This window comes from Pseudomonas sp. NY15435, from assembly GCF_048068295.1.
In the GTDB taxonomy this organism is placed as follows: Bacteria; Pseudomonadota; Gammaproteobacteria; order Pseudomonadales; family Pseudomonadaceae; genus Pseudomonas.
Genome location: NZ_JBLUQA010000016.1, coordinates 56631 through 78527, shown reverse-complemented (window position 1 = coordinate 78527; position 21897 = coordinate 56631). Strand labels below are relative to the sequence as shown.

At 62.7% G+C, this 21897-nt stretch carries 20 protein-coding genes; 5 read left to right on the top strand and 15 right to left on the bottom strand.

Annotated elements, in window-relative coordinates; translation table 11 throughout:
* Positions 1-101 precede the first annotated feature (101 nt).
* The 4 genes from ACNFH5_RS27705 to ACNFH5_RS27690 form a co-directional block, all read right to left on the bottom strand.
* Entirely contained in the window at positions 102-773 is a 672-nt protein-coding gene (locus tag ACNFH5_RS27705) for a DUF3313 domain-containing protein (protein ID WP_416751648.1), read from the bottom strand.
* A gap of 65 nt (positions 774-838) precedes the next feature.
* Positions 839-2140 (bottom strand): OmpP1/FadL family transporter, encoded by a 1302-nt coding sequence (locus ACNFH5_RS27700; RefSeq protein ID WP_416751646.1) that lies wholly within the window; start codon positions 2138-2140, stop codon positions 839-841.
* A gap of 616 nt (positions 2141-2756) precedes the next feature.
* Positions 2757-3158 carry a glycine zipper domain-containing protein gene (locus ACNFH5_RS27695; RefSeq protein WP_416751711.1) on the bottom strand — a complete coding sequence of 134 codons (402 nt, stop codon included), beginning with the start codon at positions 3156-3158 and terminating at the stop codon, positions 2757-2759.
* Positions 3159-3731: 573 nt separating this feature from the next.
* Complete coding sequence (locus ACNFH5_RS27690) at positions 3732-3944, bottom strand: hypothetical protein (RefSeq protein ID WP_416751644.1); 213 nt, start codon at positions 3942-3944, stop codon at positions 3732-3734.
* A 106-nt stretch (positions 3945-4050) separates the two neighbouring features.
* Here ACNFH5_RS27690 and ACNFH5_RS27685 point away from each other — a divergent pair, with 106 nt between their 5' ends.
* The 3 genes from ACNFH5_RS27685 to ACNFH5_RS27675 all read left to right on the top strand — a co-directional run bounded on the left by ACNFH5_RS27685 (position 4051) and on the right by ACNFH5_RS27675 (position 5495).
* Positions 4051-4332, top strand: coding sequence for a hypothetical protein (locus tag ACNFH5_RS27685; RefSeq protein WP_416751642.1), 282 nt, complete (start codon positions 4051-4053; stop codon positions 4330-4332).
* Positions 4333-4514: 182 nt separating this feature from the next.
* Complete coding sequence (locus ACNFH5_RS27680) at positions 4515-4724, top strand: carbon storage regulator (protein WP_416751640.1); 210 nt, start codon at positions 4515-4517, stop codon at positions 4722-4724.
* Between the two features lie 150 nt (positions 4725-4874).
* Positions 4875-5495 carry a tyrosine-type recombinase/integrase gene (locus ACNFH5_RS27675; protein WP_416751638.1) on the top strand — a complete coding sequence of 207 codons (621 nt, stop codon included), beginning with the start codon at positions 4875-4877 and terminating at the stop codon, positions 5493-5495.
* Between the two features lie 60 nt (positions 5496-5555).
* On the opposite strand, the gene ACNFH5_RS27670 is transcribed toward ACNFH5_RS27675, so the two are convergent.
* From ACNFH5_RS27670 to ACNFH5_RS27625, 10 genes are all read right to left on the bottom strand, one after another.
* On the bottom strand, positions 5556-8060 hold the full coding sequence (locus ACNFH5_RS27670; RefSeq protein WP_416751709.1) for a fused MFS/spermidine synthase: 2505 nt from the start codon (positions 8058-8060) through the stop codon (positions 5556-5558).
* A 121-nt stretch (positions 8061-8181) separates the two neighbouring features.
* Positions 8182-9759, bottom strand: coding sequence for an arylsulfatase (locus tag ACNFH5_RS27665; RefSeq protein ID WP_416751637.1), 1578 nt, complete (start codon positions 9757-9759; stop codon positions 8182-8184).
* Positions 9760-9871: 112 nt separating this feature from the next.
* Positions 9872-10870 (bottom strand): HAD family hydrolase, encoded by a 999-nt coding sequence (locus ACNFH5_RS27660; RefSeq protein ID WP_416751635.1) that lies wholly within the window; start codon positions 10868-10870, stop codon positions 9872-9874.
* A 14-nt stretch (positions 10871-10884) separates the two neighbouring features.
* Positions 10885-12207 (bottom strand): hypothetical protein, encoded by a 1323-nt coding sequence (locus tag ACNFH5_RS27655; RefSeq protein WP_416751633.1) that lies wholly within the window; start codon positions 12205-12207, stop codon positions 10885-10887.
* Positions 12204-13778: a VWA domain-containing protein gene (locus tag ACNFH5_RS27650; protein ID WP_416751707.1), complete on the bottom strand. Its 1575-nt coding sequence runs from the start codon at positions 13776-13778 to the stop codon at positions 12204-12206. Before ACNFH5_RS27650 ends, ACNFH5_RS27655 begins: the two co-directional genes overlap by 4 nt.
* Positions 13778-14785: a VWA domain-containing protein gene (locus ACNFH5_RS27645; RefSeq protein WP_416751631.1), complete on the bottom strand. Its 1008-nt coding sequence runs from the start codon at positions 14783-14785 to the stop codon at positions 13778-13780. Before ACNFH5_RS27645 ends, ACNFH5_RS27650 begins: the two co-directional genes overlap by 1 nt.
* On the bottom strand, positions 14772-15269 hold the full coding sequence (locus ACNFH5_RS27640) for a DUF4381 domain-containing protein (RefSeq protein WP_416751629.1): 498 nt from the start codon (positions 15267-15269) through the stop codon (positions 14772-14774). Before ACNFH5_RS27640 ends, ACNFH5_RS27645 begins: the two co-directional genes overlap by 14 nt.
* Positions 15266-16216 (bottom strand): DUF58 domain-containing protein, encoded by a 951-nt coding sequence (locus ACNFH5_RS27635; RefSeq protein WP_416751627.1) that lies wholly within the window; start codon positions 16214-16216, stop codon positions 15266-15268. The genes ACNFH5_RS27640 and ACNFH5_RS27635 overlap by 4 nt, the downstream gene beginning before the upstream one ends.
* 11 nt (positions 16217-16227) lie before the next feature.
* Entirely contained in the window at positions 16228-17202 is a 975-nt protein-coding gene (locus tag ACNFH5_RS27630; RefSeq protein WP_416751705.1) for an AAA family ATPase, read from the bottom strand.
* A gap of 195 nt (positions 17203-17397) precedes the next feature.
* On the bottom strand, positions 17398-19689 hold the full coding sequence (locus tag ACNFH5_RS27625; RefSeq protein ID WP_416751625.1) for a tetratricopeptide repeat protein: 2292 nt from the start codon (positions 19687-19689) through the stop codon (positions 17398-17400).
* A gap of 312 nt (positions 19690-20001) precedes the next feature.
* On the opposite strand from ACNFH5_RS27625, the gene ACNFH5_RS27620 reads away from it, so the two are divergent.
* Together ACNFH5_RS27620 and ACNFH5_RS27615 are read left to right on the top strand one after the other, a co-directional pair.
* Complete coding sequence (locus tag ACNFH5_RS27620) at positions 20002-20211, top strand: hypothetical protein (protein ID WP_416751623.1); 210 nt, start codon at positions 20002-20004, stop codon at positions 20209-20211.
* Positions 20212-20235: 24 nt separating this feature from the next.
* A complete protein-coding gene (locus tag ACNFH5_RS27615; RefSeq protein WP_416751621.1) occupies positions 20236-20613 on the top strand; it encodes a hypothetical protein in 378 nt (125 codons plus the stop codon).
* Between the two features lie 26 nt (positions 20614-20639).
* Here the strand turns inward: ACNFH5_RS27615 and ACNFH5_RS27610 are convergent, their stop codons facing one another.
* Positions 20640-21797 (bottom strand): IS30 family transposase, encoded by a 1158-nt coding sequence (locus ACNFH5_RS27610; protein ID WP_416751619.1) that lies wholly within the window; start codon positions 21795-21797, stop codon positions 20640-20642.
* Positions 21798-21897 lie beyond the last annotated feature (100 nt).

Here is a 21897-nt window from a genome sequence, read left to right as displayed (position 1 = left end):
CGGTGATCGATGAGCCATTTGGCTCTGGGTCTTTCTATTTGAAGGCTGCAAAGCACCCGGCACCAACAACGTCGGCGCCGGTGCCGGTGCCGGTGCCGGGGTTACTTGTTCTTGAGGCTCTCGTAGGACTTGACCATGTCGCGCGCCCAGCCATCGAGCACGGCCTTGGCGTCGTTGGCGGTCATGACCTGGGAGGAGTTATCCAGTTCAGCGCCCGCGCCCTTACGCACAACCTGGGCAACCACTTCGCCATTGCCGCCGTCGAGGAAAGCGGCCTCGGTAGCGATGCTGGTGTCCTGGTCACGGATGCCAGTAGCTGCGCTGACGCCAGCGGCGACTAGGGCAATTGGGATCACTTCATAGGGTTGCAGACCCTTGGTCGAAGCGCTGACGGCGGTAATCGCCGGGCGCACTATCAGCACGCCCGGGCCTGGGCCATTGGCGAGCGGCAGGGCCTTGGAGAATTGAGTCTGGAGGACCTGGTCGTAATAGGTAGTGATGCCTTGCAGGGTCTTCTCGGGAATCTTCTCGGTCGGTTGCGGTTGCGGATACAGCTGGCTGCGCTCGACATACACACTGGTAAAGCTGCTCACGTCCACACCGGGTTTGATCCAGCGCATCACCGGTGCACCCGAGGGCGACTTCTCTTCCTTCAGCGCCTTGTAGTCCTTGAGGAAGCCGGAGTACTCCTCCGGAGCCACGTATTTGCTCGCGCACCCCGCGAGCGTCAATGTGGCCAGACACAGCGGTAACGCCAACAGTTTCCAATTCATCGAGTTGCTCCTTGTGGACGGATTTTCATTCAGTGTCAGGGCCACGGTCTTCTTGCCGCGTGCTGTCAGAAGCGCCACGTCGCGCCCCCGCCGATGATGTGCAGAGCGGCGTTGTTGTATGTGCCAGAAAGGGTTTCGCCAGAGCGCGACTTGGTCTGCTCGTCGTCCATATCGCCCAGCCATACGAGGGTGTAAGCCAGGTGAACGTCCAGCCCGTCATCGAGCTGGTAATTGACTCCAGTGGCGAGGCGCCAAGTCTCGGCCATGGGGTTGTCGACGGTGCGGTCTTTGTCATCGACAGCCGAGCTGTCGTAGCCCAGACCAAAGCTCCAACGCAGGCGAGGGTTGGCCTGATATTGAGTGCCGATGGAGGCGTGCCAGGTGTCCTTGTATTGGCGGTCTACAGTGCGATCCACCCCACCTGCGTTCGCATCCACCTCCACGCCGATCTGGCCGAAGTCGCTCCAGTCCTGCCAGCCCAGGCTGCCCAATAGTTTCCACTGCGGGTCGAGTTGGTGGGCGATGCTCAGAGTTGCGGTCTGCGGGATGTTCATATCCAGTTCCAGCGAATCCACATCCAGCCGATTGAGCGCCGCATTGATGATCGGATTGCTGACCTTGCGAAGATTCGGGCTGTCTTCGAACTCCAGCTTCACTTTGCTGGTGTAAGTGAGGCCGATCTTGGTGCGCTCACTGAGGTCGTAGAGCAATCCGATATTCACGCCGGTGCCGACGTCAGTGTCCTTGTATTCCAACTGGCCGTCGGGGGTGTCGCGCAATCCCAATAAGTTGTTGTTGATGGCCATCTCAGTGCGGTAGTAACCGTAGACGATGCGGGGGCCAATGCCGACAGAGAGCTGGTCGGTGAACTTGTGCGCCAGGGTGGGCTGGAAGGACACACCGATAACCGCCGACTCCTGGCTGAAGTAACGGCCGGCCCAGTCATCGTCGTAGTTCACCGCCAGGCCGAAGTTGCCATACATACCGAAGCCGATAGCTGAGCGGTCATCAATCTGATGACTGATGAACAGGCTTGCACCCGGCAGCCATTCCAAGGCGTTGCCGCCTTCGTTGCCATCGAACTGATTGTTGCTGTCGCGTGAGAAGCGCAGATCGCCAAGGATGACCTGGGCGTTCACGCTGAGCTGGGTACCGGCCAACTGTGCAATGCCGGCGGGGTTGCTCATTAGGATGCTGGGATCGCTTGCCAATGCTGCCGAGCCAGCGTTGGCGAGGCCGTTTCCTTCCTGGCCAGCCTCGTAGATCAGAATGCCGCCAGCGAACGTGGGACTGCAGAAGCCAACAAGGAGCAGGCCAGGAACCAAGGGTAGCGACGCCCACTTGGCTCGTCTTTGATCAGAGTTCATTTAGCGCTCCTTGCTCATTCTGATACCTCCTAACACACACGCAATGCGCGGTAGGCCATAGCTCCGAATGCACTCTGGAGACGACTACTGGTTAGACCCAAAGGAATCTTTGACTGTCAAAGTAGCCTAGATAGCCAATCGCGATGTGCAAGCTGGCTTTTGATTCAAGACGCGATTAAGACGTAATGCACGACACGGGAAGGTGCATAAAGGCAGCTCAACTCCGATGATTGCTGTCGTGGAAAGAGCGCTGTCTGCGGGGCTCATGGGAGTGATAAAACGCAGCGCCACTCATCGACTGACGCGAAATGAGTGATAGGGATCCATGTCAGCAAAGAGGCAGGAGGTGTTACGGGAGATCTACGTTACAAGGCCCGTGCTGCCGACCGGTCAGGGCACATTTATCCCGGATGCTCATTAACCATTGAGCTACGCTGCAAATGTCTTCTGACCAAGACACTTTAGCCGCCCGGTTACTCCATGGCCGGGCGGCTTTCTTTTCTGAAAGAGTGCTCGTGGCAACGGACGCTGCCAAGCGAATCATGGGCGGCGACAATAGGGAAACTAGCTCGGCAGATCCCGCTGATCCGCGCCCCCCAAGAGCGCCCCGAAACTGTCAGTGGTGCTTATGCTTATGTTTGTGGCTGTCATGATGGTCGTGATCGTCCGCTAGGCTATTGCCGACTGCGCTGCCTGCCGCCCCACCTAGACCGGCTCCGATTAGACCTCCGGTAGAACCACCCACATTGCTTCCAATCACTTGGCCACCCGCCGCCCCCAGGCCACCACCGATTGCAGCTTCAGTCTTCTTTCCATCTTTCGCAGACATAGCCCCACCAGCCGCACCGCCAACACCTGCGCCGATTGCTGCTCCGGTGCTGCCGCCTACCGCATTACCAACAACGCTGCCCAATGCACCACCCAATCCGCCACCAACTGCCGTGTTAGCGGTTTCACCAGCCATGACGCCTTGCGAGGCCAAAATAGTGATTGCAAGGGCAGAGAGAGACTTTCGCATCATTTCACCCTCAGAACTGTACACAAGACAACCAGTCTGTAGGACGCAAAAAATACGGACAAATCAACCTGCAGGCTTCATCGACCTGGATCAATGAATGTGTCCACAACTCGCCCGCCTATCGCTTCAGCGAGGTTCGATCCTTCTAGGCATGGCTAGTTGCAAATGGGCTTTCGCGATGTCCGATATGGGTAGGTAGCTGCTCACCGTTCCGATCAAGGCCGACCAGTTCAAGGCGTTAATGGAGTTGACTGATAGCGCCGCCAGCTCGTCAGGCGAGCACTGAGCTTCTTATGCTTAACGTCCGCTATGCGTCGATAAAAAACTACCCGACTCGGGGGTTCGAGCCGGGTAGCACGGGACGCGAATGACGAATGTAGTCCAGATTAGCCAGCTTTCTACGACCGGCTTGGCCTGAAAAACTATGCAAGGACAAAGGCCACATTTGCGGATGTCGCCTTACGCCTTCAGCTTCCTTTCTGCCAGGCGCATAAAGAATTTACCGATAATTGCACTATGCCAGTATGACTGCTCGCGCCATTCTGAGTAACTTTGCAGGCCTCGCAGGCACTGCTAATTTTCCTCAGTAATGAGCTCAGCCAGTGCGTCGACAATTACGTCGGAGTTCCGCACCAACACCTGAAGATGGCTTTTGACTAGCGCGGCGGTTTCGCTATCCCCATGCTGCAGTTCGACCCAAATTGCCAACTCCTCGACAGCTGCGCCGATGGCATTGATGTTCTCGTTGAGGCGATAAAGCACAACGGGCAGGCGTGGCTCTGGCATGGCATCTGTCTTGAGAAAGGTTCATGGCATCGGTCTTGCCTGACGTTAGGGATAACCGCAACTCCCAGGGACGGAGTTGCATCGATCAAGGGAGGATAGCTCCGTCATGAGAGGTTTTGAGAGAAGCCTATACCTGTATGGTTTCCCTGTATTTCTCGTACTGGTCGGGCTGATCGGCACGACGCTGATTGGCTCAACAACGATCTCCACGAACGGTCTGGATCAGATTCTGGCCCCCTTCAACCAAATTGCCCTCTTCGCCTCCTATGCGGCGGTTGCAGTGGGACTGATCTGGAGTGGCTGGAATGCATTTCGCCAGCGTCGATTGTCTGATGGCGAAGACCAAGCTGTAGGCACGACTCACGAAGAACGGTCTGTGAAGCGCTGAGCTTCCCAGGCTGAACGTCCGCCATGGGTCGATAACAGATGCTGTAAAGCAGCAGCGCGAAGCTGTCGCTCATGGCTGCCCCCTCGTCTGCCCTACAGTCCGACTGTTCGTTCCACTTCTCTTCATGCTCTAAGCTGGCATCAGCACTATCTGGCTTCCCTCAATCAAGAAGGATTTTTCTTATGGGATTTCTGGGCCTAAATCGCCGCGATGGCGAGCAAATCCGATTGATCATTGAGCCAGGCAGCAATGCCGAGATCCTGTTCCAAGAACTTCTGCGCAACGGCATCACTATCCAAATCAATACAACCTCGAACCCAAACCAAATTCGAGTAAGCATTGATGCACCTAAGCAGATCACGATTCTTCGAGGGGAGTTGCTTCAGCCCTAGGTTACGTCTCGATTAAGGGCGAGCTGCTACTGCACAGGCCAAGAGGCTAGCCTGCAGGATGCGTGTGAAAGAAAGTCCGCTTTGGGTCGGTAGCGGCCCTGAGGGCGCGAGCGATGCACCATAGTCCTTCACTCATGTGGAGGACGAATCATGGCAACAACCACAACGAAAGCTCGCAAACCTTGGAACAAGGGCAAACTGGTTGGCCAAAAAGCACCGCTCCGACTTAGAGACATTTGGGCTATCAGAGTGCGGCTTGAGATCGCAAACAAGGATCGCGATCTGGCGCTGTTCAACCTAGCCATCGACAGCAAGCTGCGAGCCTGCGATTTAACGAAGCTGCGCGTCAGAGACATAGCTCACGGTGAACATGTGTCGACACGCGCGATCGTGATGCAGCAGAAGACCCAGCGACCGGTGCAGTTCGAAATTACCGCTCAGACAAGAGCATCAGTAGAAGCTTGGATCCGCGCAGCTCGCCGTCGTTATGACGATTTCCTTTTCCCCAGTCGTGCTCGACGTTCAGCTCACCTATCCACCAGGCAGTACGCCCGCATCGTGAAAGCCTGGGTAACCACAATTGGTCTCGACCCCACGCTATATGGAACCCATACACTTCGTAGAACCAAAGCATCGCTGATCTATCGCAGAACAAAAAACCTGAGAGCAGTGCAGCTGCTGCTCGGCCATACGAAACTGGAGAGCACTGTTAGGTATTTGGGTATCGAGGTCGACGACGCTCTGGAAATGGCGGAGCAGACAGAGGTCTGACCATGCTCCCCGTTGGTACCGGGCTTCTGGCTGGCGCCTCGTCATGGCATCAAGCAACCCTCAGTCCAGGAACCAGCGGTAATAGGGATTATCCCCATCATCGATCGCCACCTGGCGCGCATCCCGCGCCCAGGCCTGGCGGTCACCACGGTAGGCATGCAGGCTCAGGTCATAGAAGCGTCGCAGCCGCGCCCACTGATCGTCGACCGCAGCCCGGACTGACGGCACGGCGTTTTCCAGCGGCGGTGGCGAGCGCAGGGCCAGCAGCGTTGGCAGCACACGGGCGATCTCCCTGGGTCGAACCCAGGGGGCGTACTCGATGCGCGGCTGGTCGTCGGTCACTGGAGGTGCATCGCCGGCGTACCGCACCAGGCCGTCACGATCCGTCACCCAGGTGGCCAGCAGGGCCTCGACGGAGTCGATCCCCACTTCACCCAATGCGGACGCCACCTCGGGTTGCTCGAAGCGCTTGCGGATTGTCGTCACGTCCAGGTGCAAAGGTTGCAACGAACCCACCAGCAGCATCTCGTGGAACTCGGTCGTCCAGAGCGCGGCATTGGGGAAGACATCGATGAAGCTGCGCACCAGCGAACGGGTTTCCTCGTCGTTCTGGGTAGGCAACGGCAACCACTGCGCGACTATTCCGCCCTCTTCCAGACGCGCCGCCGCCAGTTGGTAGAAGTCCCGCGAGTACAGGTTGACCACACCGGCAGCCGAAGGCGGCGGCGGCTCGAGCGTGATCATGTCGTAGGCTTCGGCGCTGCGCAGGAGCTCACGGCGTCCATCGCGCAGGCGGATGTCCAGGCGCGGATCATGGATCGCGTCGAAGTTGCCCTTGAAGCGGGGCGCAGCGGCCAGCACCTCGGGCAACAGTTCGGCCACCACCGGGTGCTGCAGGTCGCGATAACGCAGCATCGCGCCGGCGGTAATGCCAGTGCCGAAACCGATCACCAACGCCGAACGCGGCTCGCCATTGTGGATCAGCAGCGGCAGCAGTGCCTGCAGGCGCATGTAGCGTAGCGATGGCATGGCATCGCCGGTGTTCGAGACGCCCTGGATGTAGAGCCTGCTGAAACGGTTGTCGCCCCTGCCCTGTTCGATCACGGCCACGGTGCCGCCACGACCTTCGGCGTAGAAGCTGATCTGCCCGTTGCGCGCGCCGGGCATCAGCTCCGCCAGGTGCCGTGGTGGAGTCAGCGCACCGATGGCCACCGTCAGCACGGCCACAGCCGCCACCGCGATGCGCAGGACCTTGCCCACGCCCTCGCCTCGCCAGGCCGCCAGCAGGCCGATGACCGCGGCCAGCGCCCCCAGCACGGCCAGTGTGCGAACCAGGCCCAGCTCCGGCACCAGCACGAAGCCGGTCAGCATTACACCCACGATGCCGCCCAGGGTATTGAGCGCCACCACCACGCCGACATCGCGGCCCACGTGGTTGCGATCCACCGACAGCCGCAAGGCAATGGGGAAGGCCGCGCCCAGCAAGGTCGTCGGCAGGAAAACCACGCACAGCGCCGCCACGGCAAAACGCGCGCACATGCCGGACAGCTCGCTGCCGCCGGCCTGCAGCACCAGCCATTCGGCGCGGGTCTGCAGGCCGATCAGCCAGGTGCCGAGTCCTGCGATCTGCAGGATGGCCAGCAGCCCGGCGGCGGCGATCAGCAGAGCGAACAGGCCCCAGGGATCGCGCAGCCGGTCGGCACGCCGGGCATACAGGGCGCTGCCCAGCACCAGGCCGCCGAGGTAGGTAGCCAGCACGACGGCAAAGGCAAAGGTGCGGGTGCTCATGAACTGGACGATGGATTGCGTCCAGACCACCTCGTAACCCAGCGCGACACCACCGGCCACGCAGTAAAGGGCGATGGCCAGGCGCGCCGTCCTGCTGCGCGGGCCAGCCACCGGCGCCGTCGCGGCCGGCTTCCGGGTCGTCTCACGGCGCAGCAGCAAGGCTCCCGCCGCAGCGAACAGGTTGAAGACAGCCGCCGCGCAAGCGCTGCCCAGTACACCGAACAGCGGCAGAAAGACGAAAGCCGCCACCAGCGTGCCGGCGATGGCGCCGGCGGTGTTGGCGGCATACAGGCTGCCCCCCGCGCGGCCCATCTGGCCGTCTGCGGGCTCCAGGGCGCGCACCAGCACCGGCAGCGTTCCCCCCATGAAGAATGCCGGCACGCCCACCAGCACGAAGGGCAGGCTCCAGGCCAGGATGCCGAACCTTTCCTCCAGAAAGGCGAAGATGCCGGCGGCATTGGCCAGGGCGACGGTGGCAGCGACCGCCAGCAACGCCACCAGCAGCTCCAGCCCGGCATACAGCCGCAGCGGCCGCTCCAGGCGGTCCGCCAGGCGACCGAAGGCCAGCCCGCCCAGGGCCAGGCCGGCGAAGAAGGCGCTGATCGCCGTGGTGACGGCATAGACCTCTACACCCACCACCAGCGACAGCTGTTTGACCCACAACACCTGGAACACCAGCGCCGCGCCACCGGAGACGAACAACAGCAGCACTGGCACCCACAGGGCTAGCCGACGTTGCGCGTCGGTGACGATCCGTCGGCTGGGGCGAGCGCTCATGGTCGAGGAACTGGCAGTCGAGGGCATCGCAGCAACCTTGTCGAACAGAAGAATCCCCGCGACGGCTCGGCCGTCGCGGGGATCGAGGTGGGCATTGCCAGGGCAACACCCGGTGCGTGGATCACTGCTTGGCGCCCTGCTTCATCTTCGCTTCGATCTTCGCGTCGACTTCCTTGCGCACCGACTCGATGCTGAAGCTGGCCGGACGCTGGCTCGGCGGGTACTCGACGAAGGTCTGCAGGAAGGCTGCCGCCTTGCGCTCGCCCTGGAACAGCAGATAGTCGTTCTTCGCCAGCCAGTCGTAGTACTGGTCGGAGACGACATCCGCGCGCTCGTAGGGGTCCATGCGCAGGTTGAACAGCTTGGGCACCCGCAGGCAGGTGAACGGCTCGCTCCAGACCTTGAAGCCGCCCGGCGCACGCTGCTCGCAGAACACCAGTTTCCAGTCGCCGAAGCGCATCCCCACCAGATCGCCGTCGTCACTGAAGTAGTAGAACTCGTTGCGCGCGCTCTTGTCGGACTTGCCGGTGATGTAGTCGAGCTGGTTGAAGCCGTCGAGGTGAACCTTGAAGTTCTTGCCTCCCACGTCCGCGCCCTTGAGCAGGCGTTCCTTGATGTCCGTATCGCCGATGGCCGCCAGCAGGGTCGGGAACCAGTCCAGCCCGGAGAACATCTGGGTGGAGACGCTGCCCGGCTTGATGTGGTTCGGCCAGCGGATCATGGCCGGCACACGATAGGCACCCTCCCAGTTGGAGTTCTTCTCGTTGCGGAACGGAGTGGTCGCCGCGTCCGGCCAGGACCATTGGTTCGGCCCGTTGTCGGTGGTGTAGACGACGATGGTGTTGTCGGCGATCTTCAGGTCGTCCACCGCCTTGAGCAGCTTGCCGACGTCGCCGTCGTGCTCGAGCATGCCGTCGGCGTACTCGTTGCCCGGCATCCCGCTCTGGCCCTGCATGGCCTCGCGAACGTGGGTGAAGGCGTGCATGCGGGTGGTGTTCATCCAGACGAAGAAGGGTTTGTCGGCCTTGACCTGCTTGTCCATGAAATTGATCGCGGCCTGGGTGGTGTCGTCGTCGATCGTTTCCATGCGTTTCTTGGTCAGCGCGCCGGTGTCCTCGATCTTGCCGTCGGCAGTGGCCTTGAGCACGCCACGGGGCGAAGCGGCCTTGACGAAGGCTTCGTCATCCTTGGGCCAGTAGGGGCGCTCGGGCTCTTCCTCGGCATTGAGGTGGTACAGGTTGCCGAAGAACTCGTCGAAGCCGTGTTTGGTCGGCAAGTACTCGTCCTTGTCGCCCAGGTGGTTCTTGCCGAACTGGCCGGTGGCATAGCCGTGGGCCTTGAGCGCCTGGGCGATGGTCACGTCGCGGTCCTGCAGGCCGACCGGAACCCCCGGCATGCCTACCTTGGACAGCCCGGTACGCAGCGCCGCCTGGCCGGTGATGAAGGTGGAACGACCCGCGGTGCAGCTGTTCTCCGCGTAGTAGTCGGTGAACATCATGCCTTCCTTGGCGATGCGATCGATGTTCGGCGTCTGGTAGCCGACCACGCCGAACGAGTAGGCGCTGATATTGGTCTGGCCGATATCGTCGCCGAAGATCACCAGGATGTTCGGCTTGTCAGCGGCGCTGGCTACCGTACACCCCACTATCGCGGTCGCCGCCAGGGCGAACTGCGACAACCACCTTCCCGTGCGCTTCATTAGGTATTTCTCCGTTCCAGTTACTGGTCGTAGTGCCACGACTGCGTTCACTGGAGATGCCGACTACCTGGCTGGAAATCCCCGTGCCCCTGCGGTTTCGCTTGTTGGTGTATTACTGATCGAACGGGTAGACCCGCTTCCACTCCTTTGCCATGTCCACAACTACCCATTCCTTGCTCCTGGCGACATCGAGCGCCTTGTCCAGGCGCCCGACCTTGCTCTGCCGGTCATAGGCCCATTCGCGTTTGCCATCAGTGTGGTGCACCAGGCCGGCAAAGTGCGGGCCTTTTCCCGCGGCGGTCCACTGCAGCATCTGCAGGTCACCGTCAGAGTTGCCGAAAGCCAGGATCGGCCGGCGGCCGATGATGCTGTCGATGCTCTCCGGCTTGCCGGGCCCATCGTCGTTATGCACCAGCTTGGGCAGGCGCAGGATCGACAACTGGCCGTTGCGGTCCTCGAAGCGGCTGCCCAGGGTCGTGCCGATAACCTGCTCTGGCGGAATACCGTAGACCTCCTCGGCGAACGCCCGCATGAAGGCCACTTCACCGCCGGAAACGATGTAGGTCTTGAAGCCATTGGCGCGCAGATAGGCCAGCAGTTCCAGCATCGGCTGGAACACCATTTCGGTGTAGGGCCTGTGGCTGCGCGGATGCCGGGCGCTGGCCAGCCAGCGACGCGCATTGGCGATGAAATCGTCGGTGCTCACACCAGAATGGGTGGCGGCGACGATTGCCAGGATGCCTTGCATGCCACTGTCGGCCAGGGCTTTCTGGTCACCTTCGAGCACCGCCTTGAAAGGTTGCTTCTCTTTCCATGCCGGATGCTGGGGTGCCTGCCGCTTCACTTCGTCCAGGGCGAAGAGCACCTGGAAATACATCGGCTGTTCGCTCCACAGGGTGCCATCGTTGTCGAACACGGCGATCCGCTCGGCCGGCGGCACGAAGTCCTTGCCGCCCTCCTGAGTCACTGCCTCCACGAAGGCGACAATGGCCTGCCGCGAGGGTCCATCGTTCCAGGACGGCAGTTCGTCTGCTGCGCGGGCCACGAACGACACCCCCAGCAGCAGCAGGAGCATCCAGCGGGCTATCGGTTGAGCGGGTTTCGATGGCATGTCACATCCCTGGATCACGGATTCAAAGGTTTTAGGGCATGGGCCGGCAAGCTCGTCGGCTTGCCCTGCCCCAGCGCCCGCCGGATAGCCGGCAAGGCCTGGATCAGCACCTCCGGCCCTGCGCTGGGCTGCGCGCCAGCACACCCGTAACGGGCTTTGAGAAAAGCTAGCAAAGGATTGACGACGTGGTCAGGCGTTGCCGCACTTAATTCACGACAACCGTTCGTCCGACGAAGCCACAGATAAAGCGCCCCCACCTGCGGCGGTTCGCCTTCGAGCTGCGCTCGGACCTGTCGCCAGGCGTATGCAGGCGACTCGCGCCAGGCCTGGCGACGACGCTCGAAAGCCACCCTGGCTGCAGCGCGCATCGGGGCGCCCCAGGCATAGACGGCGTAGGCAAGGGCAGCCAGCAGCACCTGCGTGGCGGCCAGCGCCAGCCAGTGACCGGCGATGCGAACCTGTGTCCGGCGGCCCAGCTCGCGCAGGTCGTCACTGATGGAAAACGGTGCCTGGTAGCTGGCACTGCCGCTGGCACCGACCTTCAGCAATGGCACAGCGGCCTTCTGCGGAGCGCCACTGCCGGCCTGCCACCATTGCAGCTCGATGGCGGGCAGCACGAACTCGCCCTCGCGCGTGACCACATAAGTCACTGCGTCCTCGCGCATTCCCCCGGTTACGCCGCCACGCCCGTCACTCAGCGGCTTCACCACGGGCGACTGCACGTAGCGTTTGAGCCCCGGCACCTCGGCGAACAGCGGCGGCGGGATGAGCATGGCCTGAGCGCCCTCGGCCTCGACGTGCAGGCGCCGGGTGACGCTGTCACCGACCCGCAGCGGATCGTGGGAGGCCTGCAAGGCCTGGGTGAAGGTCACCGCCGTGGCCACCAGGCGCTGGTCATCTGCCGCACTGCCACCGGCCGGTGGTCGAGCGGAAAAATGCTGGGTGGGTGTCTGCACCGTTACCGGCGCGCTGGCCTGGCCCGGCTGCACGCCGATGCTCAGCGCCGGCACCACGAACTCCTGTGCCTTCTGCGGGGTGATCTGGTAGTTGAAGCGCAGGCCGAAGAATGCCTTGCCGTCGATCTGCTCGTTGAGATGGGTCGCCTCGCCGTTGGCCTCGGAGACCACGGCACCGTCCAGGGTCAGCTTCGGCAGCTCCGGCGGCTGGCTGAACCAGGTATCCACCAGCAGATCGACCTGCAAGGTCAGGGTGCCGCCCACCAGCACCGAGTCAGCCGGGAGCAGGCGGGCACGCACCTTCACCTCGGGCTCGGCAGCCCGTACCGACAATGGCAGAAACAGTGTCAGAAGCAGCAGATGGAGGATCACGCGTTTCATGGTGCCTTCTCCACAGCGGCATCCTGCAGCAGGAACTTGCGCTTGAGGAACTGCGCCGGCGAGGTACTCAGGTTCTCCAGCCATTGCTCGTCCGAGCTGGCCTTGCCGGCGGCCAGCTTGACCGCCTTGCCCTTGTCGGCGGTGTTGTCGAACACCTCCTGGTCCGGCTTTTCGCCTGGCGGCCCCGCTTCCTGCTGGGCCTCGCGGTCTTTCTGCAGCGCCTGGGCCAAGGCCAGGTTGGCCTGCGCCTCGGGAAATGCCGGCTGGCGTTTCAGGGCCTGCTGGTAAGCACCAATGGCCTGGTCGAACTTGCTCAGCTTCACGTAGGTATTGCCCAGGTAGAAGTAGGCCGGGGCGCTGTCCAGGCGCGCGAAGCTGGCCAGCGCGAGGTCGTACTGCGCGGCCTGGTAGGCGGCCAGGCCCTTCCAGAACGGGTCGTGGAAGTGTTCGGCGGCCTGGGGAAAGTGCCCGTGCTCGAAAGCCCAGCGGCCCTGCTGGTCGGGGGTGAGGAATGCATCGGCCAGCGGGCCGGCGCGGGCCGGCTCACCCGGCCAGGCAAGCCCGGCTGCCAGCACCCAGGCGCTGAGCCAATGCACCTTCCAGCCCTTGCGGATGCTCAGCACCACCAGGACCAGCAGCGGCCAGCACAGCCAGTAGCCGGCGTCCTTCCAGTTCAGTTGCTGGTCATCGCCGCGCGCCGCCTGGAAGTGCTGCTGCGAGTGCAGTTCGATCCAGTCGAGGTCGTCGTCGTTCAGGGTCAGGCTGCCCAACGGCGCATCTGCGGCGTCGGCCAGACCCTTGAGGCCGGCGGCGTCGAAGGTTGCCAGCAACGGACGACCTTCACTGTCCTGCTGCCCGCCCTTGAGCAGGCCACCATCCTGGCTGCCCACGGCCAGCACCAGCACTTGCAGGTCACTGCCGGACAGGGCCTTGCCGATGGCATCGAACTGTGTGGCGTCAGCGCCATCGCTCAGCAGCACCAGGGTGCCGGGGGATTGCTCGGCGGCGAGCAGGCGCTTGGCGATGTCGATGGCGCCCAGCGCGTCCTTGCCTTCGCGCTGGATAAGCCCCGGCGTCAGTGCCTGCAGGAAACTGTCCAGCAGGCCCGGATCTTCGGTGGCCGGCAACACCAGGTGCGCGCTGCCCGCATAGGCGACCAGCGCCACCGGGCTGCCGGCACGACGCTGGATCAGGTCATGCAGCTTGTGCTTGGCCGCCTCCAGGCGCGTGGGCGGCACGTCGTCGGCGGCCATCGAGGGCGACAGGTCGAGGGCGAGGATCAATGGCGCACGGTTCTCCAGGAAATCCGGACGGTCCTGCTGCCAGGTCGGCCCGGCCGCCGCGACGCCGCCCAGCACCAGCAACCCGCCGAGCAGATGGACGGGGCGCAGGCGCTGGCCGTCGCGTGGAGTGATCACCAGGTGCTCCAGCAGGTGCGGGGCGATGATTCCGTCGAGCCGCCGCGCCAGGTCGTGGCGCCGAGCCCAGAGCCAGGGCAGCAGCGCGCCGGGCAACACCAGCAACAGCCAGAGCGGGCGCAGGAAGTGGAAGGCCGCCAGGTCGATTTCCATCACGGCTGCGTCTCCCTGCCCTCGTCGCGTGTGGCCGGCACAGCGAAGCGCCCGGCAAGGGCCGCCACGCCATGGGCCAGCAGCAGCGCTAGCAGCGCAGCGCCCAGCGGTAGCCAGAACAGGTCCTTCTTGGGTTGATGGCTGAGGGTCTTCACCTTGTGCGGGGTGATCCGGTCCAGGGTCGCGTAGACCTGCTGCAAGGCGTTGCTGTCGCCAGCCGTGAAGAAGCGCCCGCCGGTAGTCCGGGCGATGTTGCGCAAGGTTTCCAGGTCAACCTTGGCCTCGCCGCTGGCCTGCGGGTCGCCGATGCCGATGGTGTGCACCACGATGCCGCGGTCATGGGCCATGGCGGCGGCATGATCCGGGGTGATGGCGCTGCCGGTGTCGTTGCCATCGGTGAGCAGGATCAGCACCTTCTCCTGCTCGGGGGTGTCCTTGAGCAGCTTGATGGTCAGGCCGATGGCATCGCCCAGGGCGGTGTTCGGCCCGGCCATGCCGATGCCGACCTCGTCGAGCAGGGTCAGCAGGCTGGCGTGATCGCGGGTCGGCGGCGACTGGGCGAAAGCCCCGGTGCCGAAGACGATAAGGCCGATGCGGTCGTCCTTGCGCTGGGCGATGAAGTCACGCACCACGTTCTTCACCACGCTCAGGCGGTCCACCCGGCTGCCATCCGGCGCTTTGTAGTCGTTGGTTTCCATGGACTGGGAAATGTCGATGGCGAGCATCAGGTCGCGGATCGGCTGTTCGCGCTCGATGGGTTTTTCCACCAGCACCGGCCGCGCACAGGCCAGCAGCACCAGCAGCCAGACCACCAGGTTCAGCGGCAACTGCCAGCGTCCGCCTGCCGCCCCGCCCTTCCCTGGCACCTGGCCGGCAGCACGGCTCATGGCGGCAAAGAACGGCACGCGCAAAGCGCTGCGCGACTCGCGGTAGGTCGGCAGATAGCGCCAGGCGAGCCAGGGCAAGGGCAGCAGAAGCAGCACCCAGGGGTAGTCAAGCTGCCACATGGTGCACCTCTATCCACTGCCGGCAGGCGACCAGCAAAGCTCGCGCCTCGCCCTCCTCCAGCGCCGTCACGCGCGCGTCCGGCGCGTAGGCCAGCAAGGCCAACTGCCGGTCGAGATTCGCCGGCAAGGGGACGTTGCTGCGCCGCTGCAGATAAGCCAGCCAGGCCTCGCCGCTCAGGGGGGCGGCACCCTTCGCCTGCGGCATCGACAGCGCCACGCGCTTGACCAATTGCGGCAGCTGGCGCAAAGCATGTAGACGCTGCTGAGGATCGGCCAGAGAATGGTTCAGCTCATCCAGCAAGGCCAGGGCTTCGCGCCGGTAGGCGTCGCGACGCCAGCGCCGATGGCGCCAGCAGGCCCAGGCAACGGCGGCAGCCAGCAACACCAGGGCCAGCACCAGCCAGCCCCAGGTCTGCGGCCAGTAGCTCACCAGCGGCGGCGGAGGCGGCAGCTCCTTGAGCTGGTCGATGCTTGGCACACTCATCGCGGCGCCACCGCCAGCCGGCCCAGTTCAGCGCGCAGCTGCTCCAGGCTGTCGCGGCCGCTGCTGAACATCATCAGCGGCACCTGGCTGCGACGCAGCAGCGTTGCAACTTCCTTGAGCCGCCCGGAAAGGAACTCCCCCAAAGGCCGGTGGACCTGGCGCCGGCCCACCTCCAGCTCCACCTGCAGCTCGCCCTGGGTGACCGTCACCCGGCCCTTGTCGGGCAGTTTCAGGGCGATGGGATCGAAGACCAGCAAGGCCAGCACATCGTTGTGCGCGCCCAGTTGGCGGAGCAGTTGCAGCGTCTGCGGGGTGACGCCGGCGAAGTCGCTGATGATCACGATAAGGCTGTCGTGCCCGGCCACCGCCAGGCATTCGCGCAATGCGCGGTCCAGCTGTCCCGGCGAATCCTCGTCGGTAGCAGTCGCCTGCAACGCGTGGTTGTGCCGAACGATGGCCGCGCACAGCGCCTCTACCCGTGCCCGGCTGCGCAGCGGGCGGATGTACTCGATATCCCGGTCGCCGAACACCAGGCCGCCGACCCGGTCGCCCGCCTGCAGGGCCATCCAGGCGCCCAGCGCGGCGAGTTCGGCAGCGAGCACCGACTTGAAGCTGCGCTGGGAGCCGAAGTACATGCTCATGCGCTGGTCCACCAGCAGCAGGGTCGGCCGGTCACGCTCCTCGGTGTAGCTGCGCACGAAGGGCTTGCCGTAGCGCAGCGAGGCACGCCAGTCCAGGTGGCGCAAGTCATCGCCGGGGTTGTACTGGCGCAGTTCGTCGAAGCTCAGCCCACGCCCGCGCAGACGCGCCGCATGGCTGCCGGACAGTATGCTGGAGAGCGGTTGCCGCGAGAGAAAGCTCAGGCCGCGCACACGGTGCTCCAGCAGCATCAATTGCTGCAGCGCCGCGTAGACATGACCATCGGCCACCGGCTGCGATTCGGCCATGGATGACCTCCTCAGGCCGGGATCGCCACTTTGTCGAGCAGCCGGTCGATCACCTGATCGGTTCCCACGCCATCGGCAACAGCGTCATAGGACAGCAGCAGTCGATGACGCAGCACCGGGTGCACGACGGCCCGCACATCGTCAGGAGTCACGTAGTCGTTACCGGCCATCCAGGCGTGGGCGCGCGATACCCGGTCCAGGCTGATGCCACCACGTGGGCTGGCGCCAACCTTCAGCCAGCGGGCCAGGTCCGCGTCGTAGTCGGCGGGACGGCGCGTAGCGTTGATCAGGTCGATCAGGTAGCGGTCGATAGCCTCGGAGACATGCACGTCACCGACTTCCTTGCGCGCAGCGAACACGGCGTCCTGCGCCAGCGGCTTGATATCCTCAGGCACCGCGCCGGACTGCTGGCTGCGCTCTTCGGCACGCACCAACTGCAGCACGCGGGACTCGTCCTCGACCCGTGGGTAGTCGATCAGCAGCTTCATCAGGAAGCGGTCCATCTGCGCTTCGGGCAGCGGATAGGTGCCTTCCTGCTCGATGGGGTTCTGCGTCGCCAGCACCATGAACAGCCCCGGCATTCGGTGCGTCTGCCCGGCCACGGTGATCTGCCGCTCCTCCATGGCTTCGAGCAGCGCCGCCTGGACCTTGGCCGGTGCCCGGTTGATTTCGTCGGCGAGAATGACGTTGCCGAACAACGGCCCGGGCTGGAATTTCAGCTGGTTGCCCTGCTCGGTCTGCTGGAGGATTTCCGCGCCGGTGATGTCCGAGGGCAGCAGGTCGGGGGTGAACTGCACACGGCTCATCCGCGCATCGAGGTGCTTGGACAGGGTCTTGACGGTGCGGGTCTTGGCCAGGCCCGGCAGGCTTTCCAGCAGCACATGGCCGTTGGCCAGAAGCCCCAGCAGGATGTGCCTGACCGTCTCTTCCTGACCCAGCACCTGCGCCGAAACGGCAGCTTCAAGACCAGCAATCTGTTCACGCATGGACACGGGCATGTTCCTTGTTCCGTCGATTCGAAGTCCTTGCCGATGGCGTGCCAGGGCTGTTCTCCCGACACACTGCCGTGCCACGGCCTGTTGCGTAACTGTAGCCTGCTTGAAAGGCTGCGCTATGAAAGCGGCTGGCCATGATGCAGATGAAGCCGGAGCACGCTGCCGGATCTACGCTGTACTGCTGCGTCAATTCGTGCCCCACTGGCGATTGATCGGTTCCAGGCGCGGGTCGTCTGGCGCCACCCGTTGCAAGTGCCGCACATACCCTTCCGCCTGCGGCAGATGGCCGGCGGAGGTCTGCAGGTATATCAGCGCGTACAGCAGGTCAGGGTCATCGGGAGAGTTCTCGAGCCCTTTCTCCAAGGCTGTCACCGCCTCGTCCCGCCGTTTCATCTGCGCCAGCAGCAGGCCTTGGTTGTAGCGCACGCGGGCATTGCCCGGCAGTTCGTCCGCCGCCGTGGCCATCCATTTCAACCCTTCCTCGGGGTTGCCGTGCTCCACCAGCAACAGTGCCAGCATGTACGCCAGGTTGCCGTGGTCGGTGACCGGCAGACCTGACAGAGCGAGCCCTTCACGCAGAACCTGCTCGGCTTCTTTGATCTGGTTGGAGCCGCTATAGAGCGTGACCAGATTGACCCGCGCCGGGATGAAATGAGGGTCCAGATGCAGGGCCTGTCGGTATTGCTCGATCGCGTCCGCTACTTGCCCTCTGCGCTGAAGGAAGACCGCAAGATTCAGGCGCCCACCGGGTAGATCGGCGTTGCTTCGCAATCGTTTCTCGTAGTCCGCCAACTGCCCGGCAAAGGCCACGCGACGTTCGCCGGGAATGGTCTCGAGCGGCACATCGGCCAGTGCCTTCACCGCTTCGTCCCGGACGGCTAGCGTCGAGTCATCCAATTGCGCGGCCAACAGCCTCATTCGAGCCTCGGGCGGCAGCCGCGCGAAGCCAGGGATTGCATAGGCACGCACCAAAGCGCTGTCATCATTGAGCGCCCAGCGCAAGGTCGTCAGTCCCGGCTGCCCCAGCTCGACCAATTGTTGCGCCGCAGTGGCGCGAACGATGGGCGGGCTACCGATGTTGGCAATCACCGCACCCAGCAGGCTGACCGAGTTGCCGTCGCCCACTCGTACGGAGTGGAAGGCTTCGCCGTAATGAGCAGGCCGCTTCGACGCGCCGAACCAGCCTTCGATGGCCTTGGCAGCCCAGGCCGGCTGCTGGTCCTGGTGACAGGCCGTACAGGCATCCGGCGATCCGGTCTTATTGGCCAGGTCGGGCCGCGGCAACCGGAAGTCGTGATCGCGGCGCGGGTCCACCACCATGTAGGTCTTGCTGGCCATGTGGCAATTCACACACTGCGCGCCTGGCGAACCTGCCGCGTGGTGATGGTGATCCGGGTTGTCGTAGTTCTTTGCCTGCAACCCGGGGAAGCGCGACTTCGGGGGGGCTGCGTTGTGGCACTGCTGGCACAGGCCGTTGCCCTCGATTCGCACCTTGCCGGTGTGCGGGTTGTGGCAGTCGGTACAGGCCACGCCCGCCGCGTACATCTTGCTCTGGCTGAATGAGCCGAATTCGTAGACTTCCCCGTCGATCTGCCCATCAGCGTGGTACAACCCTGCGCGCAGGGTCGCAGGTAGCGACGTACTCAGCTGCGAGGCTCCCGGCTGCTGGCCAACACCCAATGACTGCCGGCGGCTATGGCAGAAGGCGCACTGTCCCACCAGTTCCTTGCTATCCAGCGATTTGAGGTCGAACGACAACCCTATCGCCTGCGCCGAGGCGTACTGCGGCGACGAGCTTTTGTTCTGCCTGGCCCAGTCGACGTGAGCCTGGGCCGGTCCGTGGCAGCTCTGGCAACCAACGGTCTTCTCCTGCCAGGTACTGGCGAAAGTATCCGTCTTATCGTCGTAGCCCTTCATTAGCCGTGTCGAATGGCAATCGGCGCACATGGCGTTCCAGTTCTGCGAGCGCCCCGTCCAGTGCAGCGCATCACCTGGGGCGAAGCGTTGACCGGGATAGAGCGAGAACCAGCGTTGCCCACCCATCTCTTTCGGTCGGCTGTCCCAGGCGATCGTCAGCGCCTGCAGCTGGCCATTGGGGAACGCCACCAGATACTGCTGCAGTGGGTAGTGGCCGAAGGTGTACTGCACCCGGAAATCCGCTTCCTTGCCGTCGTGCCCTTCGGTGTGGACGAAATAGCGCTCACCCTTCCGGAAGAAACTCGCCGTGACACCGGCCTCATCGAAGCGCTGGTTCGCGAAATTCCCAAGAATGTTGCCCTTCGATGCATCTCGCATAGCCCAGGAGTGATCGGACTGCTGCCACTGCTCGGCCTGCTGCTGGTGGCAACCCAGGCAACTGGCAGTATCGGCATAACCTTCGCGATCCTTCGCCAGCCCGGGCTTCGAACCGGTGGTCGCCGCCGTCGACACCTCCCAGACCAGCAACAGCAAAATCATCAGTACGTGGCGAAGCTGCACGCGGTGTCCTTACTCATCGGCCATGAGAGCTATGCGGTTGAAGGGTATCGATGAACGCGCTGTTTGGCAGAGCTGCCCAGCAACTCGGATTTACCGCCAAGCGTAGTTTCCAGGTGGACGGTCTGCATGGGACTTCAAGGAGCGAATGAGTTTTCGGCAGGTAAAGCCCGACATGCTCCCTTAAACACTGCGGAGAGGCTTGCTCGAAACGTTTGGCCTGAGCACAGTTAGCCCGGAAACGGGCTGCTTACTTCATGGCCTAAGCTGCCATCAGCACTATGTGCTTTCCTTAAATCAAAAAGAGATTTCTGCATGGGGTACCTGAGCCTAAACCGCCGCGACGGCGAGCAGATCCGATTAGTCATTGAGCCTGGCATCAATACCGAAATCCTGTTGCAAGAGCTCTTACGCAACGGCATCACCATCCTGATCAATACAACCTCTAATCCCAATCAAATTCGGGTGAGCATTGATGCTCCCAGGCAAATCTCGATTCTCCGTGCAGAGCTGGAGCAGGGCTAGACTAAGCCGGATACGGCCAGGTAGATGCGTGCACAGACCAAGATGTCAGCCAGCAAGCAACTGGCAGATGAGAGTCCGCTTTGGGTCGGTAGTTGCCTCTCGCTAGAGGCAGCAATCGGCCAGAGGCGGACGGCTGCCACCGACCAGCTGAAAGCTGAGCTTTACTCCATTCATCCACTTGGAAATCGCGAACCCGGATATCAGATGGACTTCCTTGAAGACTTCATACTCAACCATCTGGCACACCGCATTGGTGTCCGCGTATTGCGCTTACTGAGCGGTGGCCGGTTCAGGGGAGAAAGAGGCTTTGCCTGGGGCTGGGCAGTCGTTGTCGGTGGCTTGATTCTGTTCGCCCCGTTCGTAGCATTCATTACCTGGCTGATCCATCGCAGCGCCCATTAAGCGAGCGTCCGCTATGGGTTGTGGATTCAACCGATCGACGCAACAGCCTGATTAAAACACTCGGCGGGAGTCGAGTACCCCAGGGTCTTTCTGGGGCGTTCGTTCAACCGCCGAGCGACCTTATCCAGCGCGTCCTGCGAGTACAGCGAGAGATCAGTTCCCTTCGGAAAGTACTGCCGTAGCAGGCCGTTGGTGTTCTCATTCGTCCCGCGTTGCCAAGGATTCTGTGGATCACAAAAATAAACTTGGATATCCGTCGCCAGAGTGAAGCGCTTGTGAGCAGCCATCTCCTTGCCTCGATCCCAGGTCAGGGATTGGTAGAGTTCCTGAGGCAATCGCCGGGCATTCTCGATCAGTGCATTCACCACTGTCTCGGTGTCCTTTCCATCTACTTTCACCAGCATCACATAGCGGCTGCGGCGCTCAACCAGCGTGGCAATCTGACTGTTCTTACTGCCGCACAACAGATCGCCTTCCCAGTGCCCTGGCACCGCACGATCCTCAACGCAGGCCGGCCGTTCGCTGATGGAAAGCGTATCGCTGATGCGGCCATGGTTGTCGGTTTTCTGGGTGTGGTGACGCGACCGGCGCATCGCACGGCTACGGCGCAGATACTCCAGTAACTCTTTCTTCAATGCGCCGCGGGCCTGGATGAAGAGGCTACGGTAGATGGTCTCGTGTGACACTTGGTCGGCCACGTCCGGATATGTACGCTTCAACCATCCAGCGATCTGCTCGGGCGACCACTGGATCTGAAGCTTCTCCGCAACAAGCTGCGCCAACTTTGGGGACTGGGCAAGCTTGCAAAGCTTGGGGCGACGGGCCCTATCCCATGCCGCCTGATCAGCCTGGTTGGCACGGTAGCTTCGACAACCACCGTTACGGCTGATCTCGCGGCTGATGGTGGATGGGGCTCGTTCCAGGCGCATCGCGATATGCCGAATCGACTGGCCAACAGCAAGTGCTCTCGAAATCTCCTCGCGCTCAGCTAGTGTGAGCGCCAACCTGGAACGTCGTTGAGTAGCTGGGCGAATACCGCCTGTCTCCGCAAGAATCCGCTGGATCGAGGAATGATTCCGGTCGAACAGTTGGGCAATCTGTTGGAGGGAATCACCTGCCTTCCAGCGATCCCACATCAGTGCTTTCTGGCTTTCGGTGTAGTAGATCCGAGGCCTCTGCTTCATCTGCAACACTCCTCCTGATTACACAGGGCTCAGTGTGTTGCGTTCACCGGTTGAATCCACAGTCGGTAGCGGTCCTAGCAACAGCGTTAGTCTGCCAGTT

What these genes read in the sequence shown, in the direction of transcription:
- ACNFH5_RS27675 (WP_416751638.1), top strand. Translation starts at nt 4,875, where the DNA reads ATGGCAACAACCACAACGAAAGCTCGCAAACCTTGGAACAAGGGCAAA.
- ACNFH5_RS27615 (WP_416751621.1), top strand. Translation starts at nt 20,236, where the DNA reads ATGCGTGCACAGACCAAGATGTCAGCCAGCAAGCAACTGGCAGATGAG.
- ACNFH5_RS27660 (WP_416751635.1), bottom strand. Translation starts at nt 10,870, where the DNA reads ATGCCATCGAAACCCGCTCAACCGATAGCCCGCTGGATGCTCCTGCTG.
- ACNFH5_RS27650 (WP_416751707.1), bottom strand. Translation starts at nt 13,778, where the DNA reads ATGGAAATCGACCTGGCGGCCTTCCACTTCCTGCGCCCGCTCTGGCTG.
- ACNFH5_RS27695 (WP_416751711.1), bottom strand. Translation starts at nt 3,158, where the DNA reads ATGCGAAAGTCTCTCTCTGCCCTTGCAATCACTATTTTGGCCTCGCAA.
- ACNFH5_RS27690 (WP_416751644.1), bottom strand. Translation starts at nt 3,944, where the DNA reads ATGCCAGAGCCACGCCTGCCCGTTGTGCTTTATCGCCTCAACGAGAAC.
- ACNFH5_RS27685 (WP_416751642.1), top strand. Translation starts at nt 4,051, where the DNA reads ATGAGAGGTTTTGAGAGAAGCCTATACCTGTATGGTTTCCCTGTATTT.
- ACNFH5_RS27670 (WP_416751709.1), bottom strand. Translation starts at nt 8,060, where the DNA reads ATGAGCGCTCGCCCCAGCCGACGGATCGTCACCGACGCGCAACGTCGG.
- ACNFH5_RS27645 (WP_416751631.1), bottom strand. Translation starts at nt 14,785, where the DNA reads ATGTGGCAGCTTGACTACCCCTGGGTGCTGCTTCTGCTGCCCTTGCCC.
- ACNFH5_RS27665 (WP_416751637.1), bottom strand. Translation starts at nt 9,759, where the DNA reads ATGAAGCGCACGGGAAGGTGGTTGTCGCAGTTCGCCCTGGCGGCGACC.
- ACNFH5_RS27610 (WP_416751619.1), bottom strand. Translation starts at nt 21,797, where the DNA reads ATGAAGCAGAGGCCTCGGATCTACTACACCGAAAGCCAGAAAGCACTG.
- ACNFH5_RS27700 (WP_416751646.1), bottom strand. Translation starts at nt 2,140, where the DNA reads ATGAACTCTGATCAAAGACGAGCCAAGTGGGCGTCGCTACCCTTGGTT.
- ACNFH5_RS27640 (WP_416751629.1), bottom strand. Translation starts at nt 15,269, where the DNA reads ATGAGTGTGCCAAGCATCGACCAGCTCAAGGAGCTGCCGCCTCCGCCG.
- ACNFH5_RS27655 (WP_416751633.1), bottom strand. Translation starts at nt 12,207, where the DNA reads ATGAAACGCGTGATCCTCCATCTGCTGCTTCTGACACTGTTTCTGCCA.
- ACNFH5_RS27620 (WP_416751623.1), top strand. Translation starts at nt 20,002, where the DNA reads ATGGGGTACCTGAGCCTAAACCGCCGCGACGGCGAGCAGATCCGATTA.
- ACNFH5_RS27705 (WP_416751648.1), bottom strand. Translation starts at nt 773, where the DNA reads ATGAATTGGAAACTGTTGGCGTTACCGCTGTGTCTGGCCACATTGACG.
- ACNFH5_RS27635 (WP_416751627.1), bottom strand. Translation starts at nt 16,216, where the DNA reads ATGGCCGAATCGCAGCCGGTGGCCGATGGTCATGTCTACGCGGCGCTG.
- ACNFH5_RS27680 (WP_416751640.1), top strand. Translation starts at nt 4,515, where the DNA reads ATGGGATTTCTGGGCCTAAATCGCCGCGATGGCGAGCAAATCCGATTG.
- ACNFH5_RS27630 (WP_416751705.1), bottom strand. Translation starts at nt 17,202, where the DNA reads ATGCGTGAACAGATTGCTGGTCTTGAAGCTGCCGTTTCGGCGCAGGTG.